The organism is Paraburkholderia panacisoli, assembly GCF_008369935.1.
Taxonomy (GTDB): domain Bacteria; phylum Pseudomonadota; class Gammaproteobacteria; order Burkholderiales; family Burkholderiaceae; genus Paraburkholderia; species Paraburkholderia panacisoli.
The window spans coordinates 86,179-103,463 of sequence record NZ_VTUZ01000022.1 but is presented as its reverse complement, the minus strand read 5'-3'; the positions used below and the strand labels follow the sequence as shown (position 1 = coordinate 103,463).

At 64.4% G+C, this 17,285-nt stretch carries 15 protein-coding genes; 10 read left to right on the top strand and 5 right to left on the bottom strand.

The window, feature by feature from the left end:
• The first annotated feature begins 488 nt into the window (after positions 1–488).
• From FVF58_RS28750 to moaE, 6 genes are all read left to right on the top strand, one after another.
• Positions 489–1,736, top strand: a complete 1,248-nt coding sequence (locus FVF58_RS28750; protein WP_149673171.1) for a pyridoxal phosphate-dependent aminotransferase — start codon at positions 489–491, stop codon at positions 1,734–1,736.
• A gap of 99 nt (positions 1,737–1,835) precedes the next feature.
• Entirely contained in the window at positions 1,836–3,167 is a 1,332-nt protein-coding gene (locus FVF58_RS28745) for a homoserine dehydrogenase (protein ID WP_149673170.1), read from the top strand.
• 7 nt (positions 3,168–3,174) lie between these two features.
• Positions 3,175–4,626 carry a threonine synthase gene (gene thrC / locus FVF58_RS28740; RefSeq protein ID WP_149673169.1) on the top strand — a complete coding sequence of 484 codons (1,452 nt, stop codon included), beginning with the start codon at positions 3,175–3,177 and terminating at the stop codon, positions 4,624–4,626.
• A 340-nt stretch (positions 4,627–4,966) separates the two neighbouring features.
• Positions 4,967–6,223, top strand: coding sequence for a molybdopterin molybdotransferase MoeA (locus FVF58_RS28735; RefSeq protein ID WP_149673221.1), 1,257 nt, complete (start codon positions 4,967–4,969; stop codon positions 6,221–6,223).
• A 34-nt stretch (positions 6,224–6,257) separates the two neighbouring features.
• The gene (moaD, locus tag FVF58_RS28730; protein ID WP_149673168.1) at positions 6,258–6,515 is read left to right on the top strand and encodes a molybdopterin converting factor subunit 1; all 258 of its coding nucleotides are present in this window, start codon (positions 6,258–6,260) and stop codon (positions 6,513–6,515) included.
• A gap of 37 nt (positions 6,516–6,552) precedes the next feature.
• Positions 6,553–7,029, top strand: a complete 477-nt coding sequence (gene moaE / locus FVF58_RS28725) for a molybdopterin synthase catalytic subunit MoaE (RefSeq protein WP_149673167.1) — start codon at positions 6,553–6,555, stop codon at positions 7,027–7,029.
• A 91-nt stretch (positions 7,030–7,120) separates the two neighbouring features.
• On the opposite strand, the gene FVF58_RS28720 is transcribed toward moaE, so the two are convergent.
• The gene (locus FVF58_RS28720) at positions 7,121–7,666 is read right to left on the bottom strand and encodes a group III truncated hemoglobin (protein WP_149673166.1); all 546 of its coding nucleotides are present in this window, start codon (positions 7,664–7,666) and stop codon (positions 7,121–7,123) included.
• Positions 7,667–7,975: 309 nt separating this feature from the next.
• On the opposite strand from FVF58_RS28720, the gene FVF58_RS28715 reads away from it, so the two are divergent.
• Together FVF58_RS28715 and clpB are read left to right on the top strand one after the other, a co-directional pair.
• Positions 7,976–8,464: an Rrf2 family transcriptional regulator gene (locus FVF58_RS28715; RefSeq protein ID WP_149673165.1), complete on the top strand. Its 489-nt coding sequence runs from the start codon at positions 7,976–7,978 to the stop codon at positions 8,462–8,464.
• Positions 8,465–8,584: 120 nt separating this feature from the next.
• Positions 8,585–11,182: an ATP-dependent chaperone ClpB gene (gene clpB, locus FVF58_RS28710; protein ID WP_149673164.1), complete on the top strand. Its 2,598-nt coding sequence runs from the start codon at positions 8,585–8,587 to the stop codon at positions 11,180–11,182.
• Between the two features lie 155 nt (positions 11,183–11,337).
• Here the strand turns inward: clpB and FVF58_RS28705 are convergent, their stop codons facing one another.
• Positions 11,338–11,877, bottom strand: coding sequence for a YidB family protein (locus FVF58_RS28705; protein ID WP_484217518.1), 540 nt, complete (start codon positions 11,875–11,877; stop codon positions 11,338–11,340).
• A gap of 90 nt (positions 11,878–11,967) precedes the next feature.
• Entirely contained in the window at positions 11,968–12,540 is a 573-nt protein-coding gene (locus FVF58_RS28700; RefSeq protein WP_149673162.1) for a ComEA family DNA-binding protein, read from the bottom strand.
• A gap of 296 nt (positions 12,541–12,836) precedes the next feature.
• Between FVF58_RS28700 and FVF58_RS28695 the strand changes: the two genes are divergently transcribed.
• Positions 12,837–13,334, top strand: coding sequence for a MerR family transcriptional regulator (locus FVF58_RS28695; RefSeq protein WP_149673161.1), 498 nt, complete (start codon positions 12,837–12,839; stop codon positions 13,332–13,334).
• The gene (locus FVF58_RS28690; RefSeq protein ID WP_149673160.1) at positions 13,286–13,732 is read left to right on the top strand and encodes a carboxymuconolactone decarboxylase family protein; all 447 of its coding nucleotides are present in this window, start codon (positions 13,286–13,288) and stop codon (positions 13,730–13,732) included. The genes FVF58_RS28695 and FVF58_RS28690 overlap by 49 nt, the downstream gene beginning before the upstream one ends.
• 259 nt (positions 13,733–13,991) lie before the next feature.
• Here FVF58_RS28690 and FVF58_RS28685 read toward each other — a convergent pair whose 3' ends face one another.
• Complete coding sequence (locus FVF58_RS28685) at positions 13,992–15,371, bottom strand: MATE family efflux transporter (RefSeq protein WP_149673159.1); 1,380 nt, start codon at positions 15,369–15,371, stop codon at positions 13,992–13,994.
• Positions 15,372–15,373: 2 nt separating this feature from the next.
• Positions 15,374–17,131 carry an ArnT family glycosyltransferase gene (locus FVF58_RS28680; RefSeq protein WP_149673158.1) on the bottom strand — a complete coding sequence of 586 codons (1,758 nt, stop codon included), beginning with the start codon at positions 17,129–17,131 and terminating at the stop codon, positions 15,374–15,376.
• Between the last annotated feature and the right edge of the window lie 154 nt (positions 17,132–17,285).

The window sequence follows — 17,285 nt, the reverse complement described above, 5'->3', positions numbered from 1 at the left end:
TTGCGGAAGTCGGCCAAAATCCGCTAAATTATAACTTTTTGGCCGCCTTGCGGCGCCCCTCGCTCATGTGCCGCCACAAGCTGCGCCGTGCGCAGCGGCGCGGCCCATCGGCTACCTGCCCTGGTTTTGCCCGCTTTCGTCGGATTTTTGCCGGGTTTTCGCCCGTGTTGGCCCGTTTTGACTGCTTCATCCCGTTTTTTCCCGCTTCGCTGCTACCCCGGCGCAATCCGCCGCAAGCGCATGGCGGGCGCGGCGGGCGAAGCAACGGGCCGCGCAAGCGGCACTCGAGCGGCACGAAAGCAAGCGGCACGAAAGCTTGCCCCGAAAAACGCGTCAGCTGCGAAAATGCAGCGGCGGCTCGACAGGGCGGTCCGATTTGCGTCTGGCGGCCGTCGCCGGCCCTGCGCGCCCGAATCCCCCTATCGGCGAACTGGCCGGCCTGGCGTTTTTAGCCAGCGCCGGTTCGCCCAAGCCATCAACAGGATGAAGTGCCCGCCGTGAAACCGATTCTCAAATCCAACAAGTTGCTGAATGTCTGCTACGACATTCGCGGGCCCGTCCTCGAACATGCGAAGCGGCTCGAAGAAGAGGGCCACCGCATCATCAAGCTGAACATCGGCAATCTCGCGCCGTTCGGCTTCGAAGCGCCCGACGAAATCATTCAGGACATGATCCTGAACCTGCCGGGCTCGTCCGGCTACTCCGATTCGAAGGGCGTGTTCGCCGCGCGCAAGGCGATCATGCATTACACGCAGCAAAAGGGCGTGCACGGCGTCGAGCTGGACGACATCTACATCGGCAACGGCGCGTCGGAGCTGATCGTGATGGCGCTGCAGGGGTTGCTGAACGACGGCGACGAAGTGCTGCTGCCGGCGCCCGACTATCCGCTGTGGACCGCCGGCGTGAGCCTCGCGGGCGGCACGCCGGTGCACTACATCTGCGACGAGTCGAACCGCTGGATGCCCGACCTCGACGACATCCGCGCGAAAATCACGCCGAACACGCGCGCTCTCGTGGTGATCAACCCGAACAATCCGACCGGCGCGCTGTACTCGGACGAACTGCTGCTCGGCCTGATCGAAATCGCGCGCCAGCACGGCCTCGTGATCTTCGCCGACGAGGTCTACGACAAGATCGTCTACGACGGCAAGACCCATACGTCGATGGCGGCGCTTTCCGAAGACGTGCTCACCGTCACGTTCAACAGCCTGTCGAAGAGCTACCGCTCGTGCGGCTATCGCGCCGGCTGGATGTTCATCTCGGGCCTGACCGGCGAGAACCGCCGCAACGGCCGCGACTATTTCGAGGGCCTGGGCATCCTCGCGTCGATGCGGCTGTGCCCGAACGTGCCCGGCCAGTACGCGATCCAGACCGCGCTCGGCGGATATCAGAGCATCAACGACCTGATCGTGCCGACCGGGCGCCTGTACAAACAGCGCGAACTCGCGTATGACATGCTGACGGCCATCCCCGGTGTGAGCTGCGTGAAGCCCGAAGCGGCGCTGTACATGTTCCCGCGCCTCGATCCGAAGGTGTATCCGATCCAGAACGACCAGCAGTTCATCCTCGACCTGCTGCTCGAAGAGCGCGTGCTGCTCGTGCAGGGCACCGGTTTCAACTGGAAGACGCCGGATCACTTCCGCGTCGTGTTCCTGCCGAACGTCGACGACCTCGCGGATTCGATCAACCGGATCGCGCGATTCCTCGACGGCTACCGCAAACGGCACACGGCCTAGCGCACGAGGTGGCGCGCGGCGCGGCGCATAGCGCGCCGTGCAAAGCGCCACACCCGACATCCGTTTCCTTTCAATCATCTACTCGAAAACACACGCTGCATGGAACCGATCAAAGTTGGACTGCTGGGCTTCGGCACGGTAGGCAGCGGCACCTTCACGGTACTGCGCCGCAATCAGGAAGAAATCAAACGCCGCGCGGGCCGCGGCATCGAGATTGCGCGCATCGCCGTGCGCAATCCCGCGAAGGCGACGGCGGCGCTCGGCACACAAGCCGGCACGGTCGCGCTGACCGATGACTTCAACGCGGTGGTCGACGACCCCTCGATCGATATCGTGGCCGAAATGATCGGCGGCACCGGCGTGGCGCGCGATCTCGTGCTGCGCGCGATCAGGAACGGCAAGCATGTGGTCACCGCCAACAAGGCGCTGCTCGCGGTGCACGGCACCGAGATCTTCGAAGCGGCGCACGCCAATGGCGTGATGGTGTCGTTCGAGGCGGCAGTGGCGGGCGGCATTCCGATCATCAAGGCGTTGCGCGAGGGGCTGACGGCCAATCGCATCCAGTACATCGCGGGCATCATCAACGGCACCACGAACTACATCCTGTCGGAGATGCGCGACCGCGGGCTCGATTTCGCGACCGCGCTGAAAGCCGCGCAGGAGCTGGGCTACGCGGAAGCCGATCCGACCTTCGACATCGAAGGCGTCGACGCTGCGCACAAGGCGACCATCATGAGCGCGATCGCGTTCGGCGTGCCGGTGCAGTTCGACCGCGCCTATGTCGAAGGCATCAGCAAGCTCGCGGCGATCGACATCAAATACGCCGAGGAACTCGGCTACCGCATCAAGCTGCTCGGCATTGCGCGCCGCACCGACAAGGGCATCGAATTGCGCGTGCACCCCACGCTGATTCCGGAAAAGCGCCTGCTGGCGAACGTGGAAGGCGCGATGAACGCGGTAGTCGTGCATGGCGACGCGGTCGGCACGACGCTCTACTACGGCAAGGGCGCGGGCGCGGAACCGACGGCGTCCGCGGTGGTGGCCGACCTGGTCGACGTGACGCGCCTGCACACGGCTGATCCGGAGCATCGGGTGCCGCACCTCGCGTTCCAGCCGGACAGCCTGTCGAACACCCCGATCCTGCCGATCGACGAAGTGACGAGCGGCTACTACCTGCGTCTACGGGTGGCGGACGTGACCGGCGTGCTGGCCGACATCACGCGCATTCTGGCCGACACCGGCATCTCGATCGACGCGCTGCTGCAGAAGGAATCGGAGCAGGTCGACGCGAACGGCAAGGGCGAAACCGACATCATCCTGATCACGCATGAAACGGTCGAAAAGCACGTCAACGCCGCGATCAAGTCGATCGAAGCCTTGAAGACCGTCGTCTCGCAAGTCACGAAGCTGCGCATGGAAGCGCTGAACTAGGCCCACTATGAACTACCTCTCCACGCGCGGCGCCGGAGCCGGCGAGCGCCACACCTTTTCGGACATCCTGCTGGGCGGTCTCGCGAAAGACGGCGGCCTGTATCTGCCCGCCGAATATCCGCGCGTCAGCGCTGAAGAACTGACGCGCTGGCGCACCCTGCCTTACGCGGACCTCGCCTTCGAGATCCTGTCGAAATTCAGCGACGACATTCCCGCCGAGGATCTGCGCGCACTCACGCGCAAGACCTACACGGCCGCGACATACTGCAACGTGCGCGCCGATGAAAGCGCTGCGCAGATCACGCCGCTGAAAACGCTGGGCGTCGAGAACGGCGCGCCGCTCGCGCTGCTGGAACTGTCGAACGGGCCGACGCTCGCGTTCAAGGACATGGCGATGCAGCTGATCGGCAACCTGTTCGAGTACGCGCTCGCGAAGCACGGCGAGACGCTGAACATTCTCGGCGCGACCTCGGGCGACACCGGCAGCGCCGCCGAATACGCGATGCGCGGCAAGAAGGGCGTCCGCGTGTTCATGCTGTCGCCGCACAAGAAGATGAGCGCGTTCCAGACCGCGCAGATGTACAGCCTGCAGGACCCGAACATTTTCAACATCGCGGTTGAAGGCGTGTTCGACGACGCTCAGGACATCGTCAAGGCGGTGTCGAACGATCATGCGTTCAAGGCGAAGTACAAGATCGGCACGGTCAATTCGATCAACTGGGCGCGCGTCGTCGCGCAGGTCGTGTACTACTTCAAGGGCTACTTCGCGGCGACGAAGTCGAACGAGGAGCGCGTATCGTTCACGGTGCCGTCGGGCAATTTCGGCAATGTCTGCGCGGGTCACATCGCGCGGATGATGGGTCTGCCGATCGAGAAGCTGGTCGTCGCGACGAATGAAAACGATGTGCTCGACGAGTTCTTCCGCACCGGCATCTACCGCGTGCGCAAGGCGGCCGAGACGTACCACACCAGCAGCCCGAGCATGGACATTTCGAAGGCGTCGAACTTCGAGCGCTTCGTGTTCGATCTGCTGGGCCGCGATCCGGCGCGGGTGCTGCAACTGTTTCGCGATGTCGAGGAAAAGGGCGGTTTCGATCTCGCGGCGAGCGGCGATTTTGCGCGCGTAGAGGAGTTCGGTTTCGTGTCGGGCCGCAGCAGCCACGACAGCCGCCTGGAGACGATCCGAGACGTGTTCGAGCGTTACGACACGATGATCGACACGCACACGGCCGACGGCCTGAAGGTGGCCCGCGAGCATCTGCAACCTGGCATTCCGATGATCGTGCTGGAGACCGCGCAACCGATCAAGTTCGGCGAGACGATCCGCGAAGCGCTGTTGCGCGAACCGGAGCGGCCGGCGGCGTTTTCGGGGCTGGAGTCGTTGCCGCAGCGCTTCGAAGTGCTGCCGGCGGATGCGCAGCGCGTGAAGGACTTTATCGTGGCGAACACGGGCGGGTGAGGCTGTTCTGCGCGCTGCGTGAGCCGGCGGGCCACGCAGCGCTGCTCGGGCGGGCTGGAGCGGCCGGATGCGGTTTGATGCGCTGCGAGGCGCGCCGATAGGAGCCGCGCCGCGCAGACAGGCGTTCAGCCGCATTGGGACGGGCCGAAAGGCCCGCTGCAAAAAGAGCGCTTGCAGCGAGTTCGCTGAGCGCGCTAAATGAGCAACCCCCCCGCAGTCACACGAAGCAAAACCCCCGCATCATGCCGGGCCGCCCAGGCCGACGGCATCGACCGCTACAATGTTCATTTAATCCGCGGTTTCGAAACCAGAGATGTCCACACCAACGCCCCGCGCTCCCATGCTCGCCACTGCCGAAGCGTTGGCGACCCTGCTTGGTGCCGCGAGTCCGATCGCCGGCACAGAATCCATTCCCACGCTGGACGCGTTGAACCGCGTGCTGTCGGCCGACGTCACGTCGCCGCTCGACGTCCCACCGATGAACACCAGCGCAATGGACGGTTACGCAATCCGCACCGCGGATCTGGCGCGCGCGGGCGGCAGCCGGTTGCCGGTGTCGCAACGCATTCCGGCCGGCCATGCACCCATGCCGCTGGTGCCCGGCACCGCGGCGCACATCTTCACCGGCGCAACGGTGCCGCCCGGCGCCGACGCGATCGTGATGCAGGAGCAAACCGAAGCCGCCGGCGACGAAGTCGCGATCCTCCACACGCCGCAAACCGGTGAATGGATCACGGCGCAAGGCGCGGACATCCGCAGCGGCTCGATCATCCTGCCGGCGGGCACACGGCTCACGCCGCAGGCGCTGGGGCTCGCCGCGTCGGTCGGCTGCGCGAAGCTTCAGGTGCGCCGCCGCGTCAAGGTCGCGGTGTTCTTCACCGGCGACGAGCTGACCATGCCAGGCGAGCCGCTGAAACCGGGCGCGATTTACAATTCGAACCGCTTCACGCTGCGCGGGCTGCTGGAAAAGCTCGGCTGCGAAGTGACCGACTATGGCATCGTCGCCGACCGGCTCGACGCGACCCGCGCGACGTTGCGCGAAGCCGCCGGCGGGCACGATCTGATCCTGACTTGCGGCGGCGTATCGGTCGGCGAGGAAGATCACGTGAAGCCCGCCGTCGAGGCGGAAGGGCGTTTGTCGATGTGGCAGATCGCGATGAAGCCGGGCAAGCCGCTCGCCTTCGGCGCGGTGCGCCGCGCCGCGGCGCATACGAATGCGAATGCGGACGCATCGGCATCGGCTTCGGCATCGGCCGAAACGTTCTTCATCGGCCTGCCGGGCAACCCGGTTTCCAGCTTCGCCACCTTCCTGCTGTTCGTGCGTCCATTCGTTCTGAGTCTCGCCGGTGCACGGACGGTCGCGCCGCGCACGCTGTCGCTGCGCGCGGATTTCACCCAGAGCAAGGCCGACCGCCGCAACGAATTTCTGCGCGCGCGGCTCAACGAGGCAGGCGGCCTCGATCTGTTCCCGAATCAGAGTTCGGCCGTGCTGACCTCGACGGTCTGGGGCGACGGCCTGATCGACAATCCGCCGAACCATGCGATCCGCGCGGGCGAGACCGTGCGCTTCATTCCCTTTTCCGAATTGCTGAACTGAGGCCGGCCATGCGTAGCAGACCGGCGACATCCCGATGAAGATCGAACTCCGCTATTTTGCGAGCGTGCGCGAAGCGCTCAATCTGGCCGACGAAACCGTCGAGCTGCCCGACGGCGTCGCGACCGTCGGCGACGTGCGCGCGTGGCTGCGCGTGCGCGGCGGAATCTGGGCCGAGACGCTCGCCGAAGGCCGCGCGCTGCGCATGGCCTGCAACCACGTGATGACCGGCGCCGGCACCCGGATCACGGATGGCTGCGAAGTCGCGTTCTTCCCGCCGGTTACTGGCGGCTAGGCGGCAACGCCGCCAGATCGTCACCAGGGAGCCACCCATGCCCGTTCGCGTCCAGACTGAAGACTTCGACCTCACAGCCGAGGTGGCCGCATTGCGCGCACGCAATCCGAAGATCGGCGCGGTCGCCTGTTTTGTCGGCACCGTGCGCGATCTGAACGACGGCAGCACCGTCGAGACGATGGAGCTCGAGCATTATCCCGGCATGACCGAGAAGTCGCTGGAAGCGATCATCGTGAGCGCGCGCGAGCGCTGGCCGGGTATCGAGGTGCTGATCATCCATCGGGTCGGCAAGCTCTATCCGCTCGACCAGATCGTGCTCGTCGCGACCACGGCTGCGCATCGCGGCGACGCATTCGCGTCGTGTGAGTTCGTGATGGATTATCTGAAGACCCAGGCGCCGTTCTGGAAGAAAGAGAAGACCGAGGCCGGCGAACGCTGGGTCGACGCCCGCGTCACGGACGACGCCGCGCTCGCCCGCTGGGGCATCGAATCGGGGAATCGCACGCAGGAGTAGAGGCGGGTCAGGCCGCTATCGAAGCGGTGCTCGGCACTCGGCGTCAAGACGCCTGTCGTGCGCGATGCACCCAAACGCACCCAACACCCGTTCACTCGTCGCGAGGCCGCCCGATGATCCGCGCCGGAAACGGCTCGCCAGCCGGACGTGTCGCGTGAGCCGGCCCATCGTCATCGTGCGGACGGCGCTTCGGCGCCACGCGCTCCAGCAGCGCCTGCTGCTCGGGCGGAATCTTGTAATCCCAGCCGAAGCGGCTCAATTGCAGGCTTTGCGCGATACGCAGCGCCGGTTCCATGAAGCGCACCGCCGCAGCCGGCTGGTAGCGTGACTCGACCGTATCCAGAAACAGATACAGCCAGCGGCTGAAATGCTGCGGCTCGACGCCTTCCAGCGGCTGATGCGCCTGCTGCACGTTGCCGCGGTACTGCTTCGCGCCCAGCACGAGCGAGCCCCAGAACGTGCACATCTTCGGCAGATGGTCGTCCCAGCGGCCGGCCAGCTTTGCTTCGAAGACCGGGCCGAGCAACGCATCGGCGCGCACGCGATCATAAAAGCCGTAGACGAGTTCGCGAATATTCTCTTCGGTGGGCTCGGCGGCGCGCTCGACGACCGGCGCTGCGGGGAAGGACGGATTCATGCAAATTCCAGATAAATGCTGCGCAAGGCGGCGCGTCACGCGGCGCCCGGGCCGCTCGGAAGCGGCCCTTAAATGCGTGCGATCGAAAAGAAGGCCGGGAATAACTCGCTTTTCGCGTGAAAGGTTGACGCAGGAAACGTTACCATTACTACCCGAACACCGGCGCGAACACCAACGCCGCCCATCCGCGCAAAGTTGGCAAACATGCGTACTGGCTGCATCTTATGGCGAAGCGGTGCGCCACGGCAACCCTAGCATCGACGCGGTTATCTCAGGGATCGCGGCTTGCGCTTATCGTGACCTGCATTTATGAGACTGACCGATTATACGGATTACTCACTACGCGTCCTGCTGTACCTCGCTGTGCGGGGCGATGGCCTGTCGACGATCCAGGACATTTCGCAGGCGTACGGGATATCCAAGAACCACTTGATGAAAGTCGTGCAGCAACTCGCCGAGCACGGCTGGATCGAGACCGTGCGCGGGCGCAACGGCGGCCTGCGGTTCGCCGAACGATCTCGCGCGTTGACGGTGGGCGAGGTGGTCCGCGCGATGGAAAGCGACTTCGCGCTGGTCGCCTGTCTGCCCGACCAGCACGGCGCGCACCGCTCCTGTGTGATCATGCCGGCGTGCCGCCTGCGCGAGGCGCTCGACGCTGCGGGCAAAGCCTTCCTTGCCGAACTCGACCGCTACACCATCGGCGAGGTCGCGCAGCCGCATGGCGCGCTCTCTTCGCTGCTCGGCCTGGGTGGCGCGGTGATCCCGATCGTGCCGGTCGCACCGACGCCGTCCGCGTAAATCAGGGCGCGGACGGTTCTTGCGCTCAAATGTTAAATACTTGCTGTTGAGCGCAAAAAAGCGCTTGAAACCTGGATAAAACGCCTCATTTTGGTGGTAATCGAAATTGGAGGTCTCTTGATGAGAATCGACAAACTCACCACTAAATTCCAGGAAGCACTGGCGGATGCGCAGAGTCTGGCCGTTGGCCATGACAATCAATACGTCGAACCGGTTCATGTGCTGTCGGCGCTCGTCGCGCAGCAGGATGGGTCGGCGCGCTCGCTGCTGTCGCGCGCCGGCGTGCACGTTCAGGCGTTGCAAACCGCGCTCGGCGACGCGATGACGCGTCTGCCGCAAGTGCAGGGTACCGACGGCAACGTGCAGATCGGCCGCGAGCTGACCGGCCTGCTGAATCAGGCGGACAAGGAAGCGCAGAAGCTCAACGACACGTTCATCGCCAGCGAGATGTTCCTGCTCGCGGTCGCCGACGACAAGGGCGAAGCCGGACGCCTCGCGCGTCAGCATGGCTTGTCGCGCAAGTCGCTGGAAAGCGCGATTGCGGCGGTGCGCGGCGGCTCGCAGGTGCATAGCCAGGACGCCGAAAGCCAGCGCGAGGCGCTCAAGAAGTACACCATCGACCTGACCGAGCGCGCGCGGGCCGGCAAGCTCGACCCGGTGATCGGCCGCGACGACGAAATCCGTCGTTCGATCCAGATCCTGCAACGCCGCACCAAGAACAATCCGGTGCTGATCGGCGAACCGGGCGTGGGCAAGACCGCGATCGTCGAAGGGCTCGCGCAGCGCATCGTCAACGGCGAGGTGCCGGAAACGCTGAAGGGCAAGCGCGTGTTGTCGCTCGACATGGCCGCGTTGCTGGCCGGCGCGAAGTATCGCGGCGAGTTCGAAGAGCGGCTGAAGGCCGTGCTCAACGATATCGCGAAGGACGAAGGCCAGACCATCGTCTTCATCGACGAAATCCACACGATGGTCGGCGCGGGCAAGGCCGAAGGCGCGATGGACGCGGGCAACATGCTCAAGCCGGCGCTCTCGCGCGGCGAACTGCATTGCGTGGGCGCCACCACGCTCGACGAGTATCGCAAGTACATCGAGAAGGATGCCGCGCTCGAGCGCCGCTTCCAGAAAGTGCTGGTCGACGAACCGACGGTAGAAGCGACCATCGCGATCCTGCGCGGGCTGCAGGAAAAGTACGAACTGCATCACGGCGTCGATATCACCGACCCGGCCATCGTCGCGGCAGCCGAGCTGTCGCATCGCTACATCACGGACCGCTTCCTGCCGGACAAGGCGATCGATCTGATCGACGAAGCCGCGTCGAAGATCAAGATGGAAATCGACTCGAAGCCCGAAGAGATGGACCGGCTCGACCGGCGTCTGATCCAGTTGAAGATCGAACGCGAAGCCGTGAAGAAGGAAAAGGACGAAGCGTCGCAAAAGCGCCTGCAACTGATCGAGGAGGAAATCGAGCGGCTGAATCGTGAATATTCGGACCTCGAAGAGATCTGGACCGCGGAAAAAGCCGCGGTGCAGGGCAGCGCGCAGCTGAAGGAAGAGATCGAGAAAACGCGTGCGGAAATCATGCGCCTGCAGCGTGAAGGCAAGTTGGAGAAGGTCGCCGAGTTGCAGTACGGCAAGCTGCCGGGTCTCGAAGCGCAGTTGAAGGAAGTGACGCGGGTCGAGGCTGAGGAGCAGAGCAATCCGCAGCGTCCGCGTCTGTTGCGCACGCGGGTCGGCGCGGAAGAAATCGCGGAAGTCGTGTCGCGTTCCACCGGCATTCCGGTGTCACGGATGATGCAGGGCGAGCGCGAAAAGCTGCTGCAGATCGAAGCGAAACTGCACGACCGCGTGGTCGGTCAGGACGAGGCGATCAACGCGGTGGCCGATGCGATTCGCCGTTCGCGCGCGGGCCTCTCGGACCCTAACCGTCCGTATGGTTCGTTCCTGTTCCTCGGGCCGACCGGCGTCGGCAAGACCGAACTGTGCAAGGCGTTGGCGGCGTTCCTGTTCGATTCGGAAGATCATCTGATCCGTATCGACATGAGCGAATTCATGGAGAAGCACAGCGTCGCGCGTTTGATCGGTGCGCCGCCGGGCTACGTCGGTTACGAGGAAGGGGGTTACCTGACCGAGGCGGTGCGCCGCAAGCCGTATAGCGTGATCCTGCTCGACGAAATCGAGAAGGCGCACCCGGACGTGTTCAACGTGCTGCTGCAGGTACTCGACGACGGACGCATGACCGACGGCCAGGGACGTACGGTGGACTTCAAGAACACGGTGATCGTGATGACCTCGAACCTCGGCTCGCAGGTGATCCAGTCGATGGTCGGCGAGCCGCAGGAAGCGGTCAAGGACGCGGTCTGGGAAGAGGTGAAGTTGCACTTCCGGCCTGAGTTCCTGAACCGGATCGACGACGTCGTGGTGTTCCATGCGCTCGACCGCTCGAACATCCAGTCGATCGCGCGTATACAGCTGCAGCGTCTGCATGAGCGGCTTGCGAAGCTCGACATGCAACTGGTGGTGTCGGATGACGCGCTCGAGCACGTCGGCAAGGTCGGCTACGATCCGCTGTTCGGCGCGCGGCCGTTGAAGCGCGCGATCCAGCAGGAGATCGAGAACCCGGTCGCCAAGCTGATCCTGGCCGGCAAGTTCGGGCCGAAGGATGTGATTCCGGTGGAAGTGGAAGACGGCAAGCTGGTGTTCGACCGCGTCGTGCATTAAGCAAAACGCGTGTTCGGCGGCGAAAAGCGGCGCTAGTCGAGCTGCTTTCCCGCCGGCGATAATGAGTAGCAACGGAAAAGCGGCAACGAAGGTGACTTCGTTGCCGCTTTTTTTTTTGCGTCCGCAATGCCGCTCAGGTGCGGCTACTCGCGTCGTTAAGCGTTGTTGTTCTTGCCGAACAGCGCCGACAGGCCGCCGAGCGCGCCGAGCACGGTGGTCGCGTTCAGCTTGCCCTCGGCCGGCACTTCGCCTTCCGGCGTCGCCGCATTGACGACGTGCGGCAGGATCTGCGACAGCAGGCCGGTCACCTGATCCGGCTGCACGCCGGCTTTCGCCGCGAGGTTCGTGACGGCCTCCGAGCCGAGCACGCTATGCAGCGCATCAGGGGCGATCGGCTGGTTCTCGCCGTTGCTGACCCACGACGATACGACGTCGCCGAGGCCCTTTTCCTTGAAGCGGTCGATCAGGCCGTTCAGGCCGCCCGGCTGGCTATTGACGAATTCGAGTGCGGCTGCGACAAGCGCTTGCTGGCCGCCGCCTTCGGGCGATTTGCCAAGCAGGGAACCAATGGTGTCGAGTAGGCTCATGACGGTCTCTCTTGAAAGCCGGCACGTGCTTGACGGGCCGGCGGGTGAAAACGCCGCGCGGATGCGCGGCGCGGTGGGAAGGCGGGCGGGCCGCTTCGATATGGGCATGGCGCGAGGCTCATGCGTGTATCGGTGAAGCTTCGCGATGCCGTCGCCCGCCCCGTTGTGCGTCGTTGATGCGTCTGCCTATGTGTCTGCTTATGCGCCGGAAGCTGCAGCCGCCGAAGCGGCCTTGCTCTTCTTCGCCTTCTTCGAAGCTTTGGCGCCGGACGCGTCGGCGGGCGCTGCCGCCGGTGCGGAAGCCGCTGCCGCTTCGGAGGCCGCGGCTTTGCTCTTCTTCTTCGACTTCGACGCTTTGGTGCCCGACGCTTCCGCCGGCGCAGCCGTGGTCGTTGTCGTGGCCGGCGCGGCGGTGGTCGCGGCGGGCGCGGCTGCCGGCGCCGCCTTGGTGCTCGCGGTGCTGCTGGACTTGGCGGCGGGCTTGGCCCCGCTCGGCGGCGCGGACGAGCCGTTGATCGTCAGGCCGGCCGCCTCGAGGTTGGTGACCGATTTGGTGCCGATGCCCTTGACGCGGGCGGCGAGATCGTCGGCATCCTTGAAGGGGCCATTCTTGGTGCGTTCGTCGATGATCGCCTTTGCATGCACCGGCCCGATGCCCTTGACCGATTCGAGCGCCGCCTGATCGGCGGAATTCACTTCGACGGCCGCCGCAAATCCGGCCGACAGCGACAAAGCCAAAGCAACGCAAAGCATTAAAAGCTTCTTCAGCATGGCAAGCACTCCATTGAGGGCAAAAAAGTAAGCCGGGAACGGACGACGCATCCAGCACGCGCTGCGCTTAAGCATAGAACAATTCAAGCGCCCCTATTTGCGAACGCCGACGATTTATACCGACCGATTCATGACAAGTAAATCAGCGCGGACAATATTTAAACCTTTTGCATCGCGATTAGGCTCGTGCGAGTTTATCCATCCATATCGCGCGCCATAAAGAATGACAACGCAGACAAATGACAACGACGAGTGCTTGACTTAGAGTGCACTCGAAGTCCTAACCTGAGTCCGTCATGTCGAAACTCCCAACTGCACTCACCATCGGTCAGGTTGCCGAAACGATCGGCGTCTCGACGCATACGCTGCGTTATTACGAACAGGCCGGGCTGATTCGCCCGGTGGGGCGCACGCAGGCGGGGCATCGCCTGTATTCGCCCGCCGATCTCGACTGGCTGCTGTTCGTGATGCGTCTGAAAGCGACCGGCATGCCGATCGCCGGAATGCAGGCTTTCGCGACGCTGCGCGCGCAAGGCCGGCCGACGACAGGCGCGCGCCGCGACTTGCTGGTGGCGCACCGGGATGCGGTTTTGGCGCGCATCGCCGAGTTGCAGAGCAACCTTGGTGCGATCGTCGACAAGATCGCGTACTACGAAAAAGCGGCGCAGCAGAACGCCGATGCGGGAAATCCGGCACGACAGATCGACGCAAGTTCAACGCATTCACATTCGGACAAGGACTCACCATGGACTACGCACACAACGACCGCTACACCCGAGGCTGGGACAAACTGAAGGAGATCGACGGCTCGGCCGGCGAACAGGTGATCGCCGCGCTCGCGCCGATCGCGCCGGATTTCGGCCGGCTGCTGATCGAATTCGGTTTCGGCGATATTTACAGCCGGCCACAGCTCGATCTGCGTGTGCGCGAAATCGCCACCATCGCGTCGCTCGCGACGCTGGGCTGCGCACAACCGCAGTTGAAGGTGCATATCGAGGCGGCGTTGAACGTCGGCTGCACGCGCGAGGAGATCGTCGAGGTGTTTATGCAGATGGCCCTTTATGCGGGCTTTCCGGCGGCGCTGAATGCGCTGTTTGCCGCGCGGGAGATTTTCGAGCGGCACGATCGGGCGGCGGAGATGGCGCAGCGGGAGAGGGCAGGCGAGGTGGCGGAGGAGGCGCTCGTCGGTTGACGGGTTGGTGGTTGGGTGGGAAAGCGGCCGCCTTGTGGCGCCGCTTTTTCCTTCGACTTAAATGCAACTAACAGTCTGTTTTTGAGGGAGACCTCGAAGAGGCGTGCGTGGTGACTCCTGACAGCCGTTTAGCAGGAGCGGGGCCATGCCAAATTATCGTTGCCAGGCAAGCCAGCAACATGGTCAATTGGGGAGTCAGCCAGGCAGTCAGATAGGCACCGGGCCACGCGAGCAGCCCGTCAGGCCTACCCATCGACCTTCACCCCGCCGAATCCAGCGAAACCGCCGCACCGCCGCGCAAATACCGCTTGCTCACCGTCCGCCAGTACATCAGCAAACCAACTCCGGCAATCGCCAGACTCGCGGTATTCGCGACCCAGAATCCACGCGCGCCGGTCAGCCATTGAGGCGTGACGCCGCTCACATCGAAGCCGAGCAGATAGCCGCCGCCCAGTCCGACGCCCCACAGCGCCACCGCATAGATGACGGTCGGCACGACCGCCACCTTGTACGCGCGCAGCACGAACGCGGTGGTGATCTGCAACGCGTCGAACAGGTGGTAGCACACGACGATCAGCACGAGCGGCATCGCCGCCGCCACGACCTGCGCATTCGGCGTATAGCCTTCGATGATGTACGGCCGCAGCACCAGCACGATCGCGCCATAACAGCAGGCGATCGCGACCGCCATCACGATTCCGTGACGCGACAGCGTGCGCGCCGCTTCCGGACGATGCGCGCCGAGCGCCTGCGCGACCAGCGTCGAAGAAGCAATGCCGATCGACAGCGGCGTCATGTACAGCACCGCGCCGATGTTGCCGGCGATCTGATGTCCGGCGAGCGTCGTCGTGCCGAAGCGCGCGATGAACAGCGCCATGAACGTATAGGACGTGACTTCGATCAGATATGACAGGCCCATCGGAATGCCGAGCCGCAACTGCGCGGCCTGGCGCCGCCACACCGGCCAGCAGAAGTGCGCGAAGATCGCGAACGGCCTGAAGACGTCGACACGCGTCAGCAACACCATACCGAGCACCGCCAGAGCCCAGTTGATCGACGTACTGGCAAGCGCGCACCCCGGACCGCCTAGCGCCGGTACGCCAAATCCGCCGAAGATGAACCACGTGTTGAGCGGAACCTTGAGCAGCAGCGCGCCGATCTGCAGGATCATCACGAGCCGCGGTTTGCCGACCGCATTGGTGACCGAACTGTAGACGCGAAACGCGAGGCCGGCAGGCAGGCCGAAGGCCAGAATCCGCAGATACGCGACCGTGCGTTCATGCAGCGCGTCGGGCACGCGCGCCAGATGCAGCACGGGTCCGGGGAAAAACAGAATCAGGAAGCCGATCACGGTCAGCACGAGCGTGAGCCACAGCGACTGCCGCACTTCCTCGCCGATCTCGGCGTCGCGGCGCGCGCCGTAGAGCTGCGCGGCGATCGGCTGCAGCGCGGTCAGAATGCCGGTCAGTCCGATATAGACGGAGATATAGATCGACGAGCCGAGGCCGAGCGCGGCCAGATCGACCGCCGAGTATCGGCCGACCATCGCCGTGTCGATCACGCCGAAGGCGATGATCGCCAGCTGGCCGATCAATACGGGCCACGCCAGCGCGGCGATTTTCCGTACGTCGGCGAACATGGTCAGTCGAGCTTCTTGTGCCAGCTGCGACGCTTGACGACTGGCGGCTTCGGCCGGTCGATCCGTACGTACAGACGGAAGCGTTCATCGCGGTCAGCCACGCGGCGGCCTTCCCACACCAGTTTCCAGATGTAGTCGGGCATCGCGCTCGGGTCGCCGTACTCATTCGAGTCCTGACGCAGGATGACGTCGCAGTCCTGGTCGAACGAGAAGTGCATGTCGCCGAAATAAGCGAACGTGGCGATCTGCGCATTGCCCAGGCGCACCGGCGAAATGCAGGTGTAGTCATCCGGCAGATGGCTTGCGATCTGTTGCGCGACGTCCTTATAGGTCCGGCTGTAGTTGACGACGGGCAGCCACAGCGTCATCAGCAGCACCCACATCAGCGTCGTGCCGGCGCTCGAGAGCACCACGCTGCGCCACAATACTTTCGGATGACGCGCGAGACGCCAGCGCACCAGCACGAACCAGCACACGGTCACGGCGACCGCGCAGACGAACGACAGAATCTTGAACTGCGGCGCGAAACCTGGCGCGAGGCGCGCGAGATTGCGCGCGAGCGGATGCGGAAAGCCGGTCAGGCCCGCCACGTAAACCAGCCAGACGAAGCTGCCGAGGATCGTGAAGCTTAGCAGCGCGAACCAGTCGATCGCGTTGATCGCGCCGCGTTTGAGCGTGGGCAGCGCAAAGGTGGCGAGCACCGCGAGCGGCGGCAGCAACAGCATATAGAGCCGGTTGGACTGATGACTCTGCAGGATCACCAGCGCCAGTAGCGGCCCGATCACCGAAAGTGGAATCGCCACGTGCGGCGCACGCCGCAGACCTTTCCAGCTGAACCACGACCACAGCGCGAGCGGCCATGCCGGCCACGTGAAAAGCGGCAGGTTTTTCAGCGCATAGGCGGCGACCGAGCCCGGCGGCCCGGCAAACGAACTCAGGCTGACATGCACCCATTGATTCAGGTACCAGACGGCGTCGTCGGGAAAGGCGGCGAGCGCGGCGATCGGCCACGACACCGACACCACGAGCGCGACCGGCAGACCGGCAAGCAGCAGCCAGCGGGAACGCCCTTCGCGCACGATCAGCGACATCGCCAAGGTGCCGATCAGCAGTGCGCAGACCAGCACCGGGCTGCTCGCGAGCGTGACGAAGCCGAGCGCGAGACCCCAGATCAGCGCGCCTTGAATCGGCTTGTCGATCATCCGCACGAGCCCGTACACGAGCATCGCGATGCCGACGAACTGCACCAGTTGCGGCGTGGTTTCGTGACCGCGTTCGGCAAGGCCGAAGCAGGCCAGCAGAATCAGCAGCGCGCCGTCGGCGAGTGTGCGGCCGTAGTCGCGCGGCTCCGGCTCGCCGCCGAATGCGTACTTGAACGGCTGAACTTCGGCGCGCCGGCCGAGCAGGTAGGCCGCATACCAGACGAACGCGCAGCCCGCGCAAAACAGCAGGCCGGTGAACACGCGCGACGCGTTGCTCGCATCGACCCACGGCGCGAGCGCGCGGATCGCGCTGGCGCCGAGCCAGTACCCGAGCGGACCGTCCTCGGTCAGGTATTTGCCGACCAGATTCGGCAGCAGCCAGTCGTGGGCGCCGCCGTTCGCCATGGTCCACATGACACCGAAGCCGGCTGCGTCCTCGTTCTTCCACGGATCGCGGCCGAACAGCCCGAACGATGCGTAGACGATACAGATGGTCAGCAGCAGCCAGCGCGGTAGCGCACTGGTCGCAGAGGCAGTGAGGCGAACGACAGGTCTCATGCGGTGTGTGGAAATTGGATAAGCGGTGCGGCCATGACCGGACGACGTGTCCGGCCGGAATGGCCCATCTGGAGCATCCGGCATTGTAGTCGTGCCGTGCGTTGCGCGTCACGGCTGATAACGGTCCGCAACGTCGTTGTGAAGCCTGTAACAC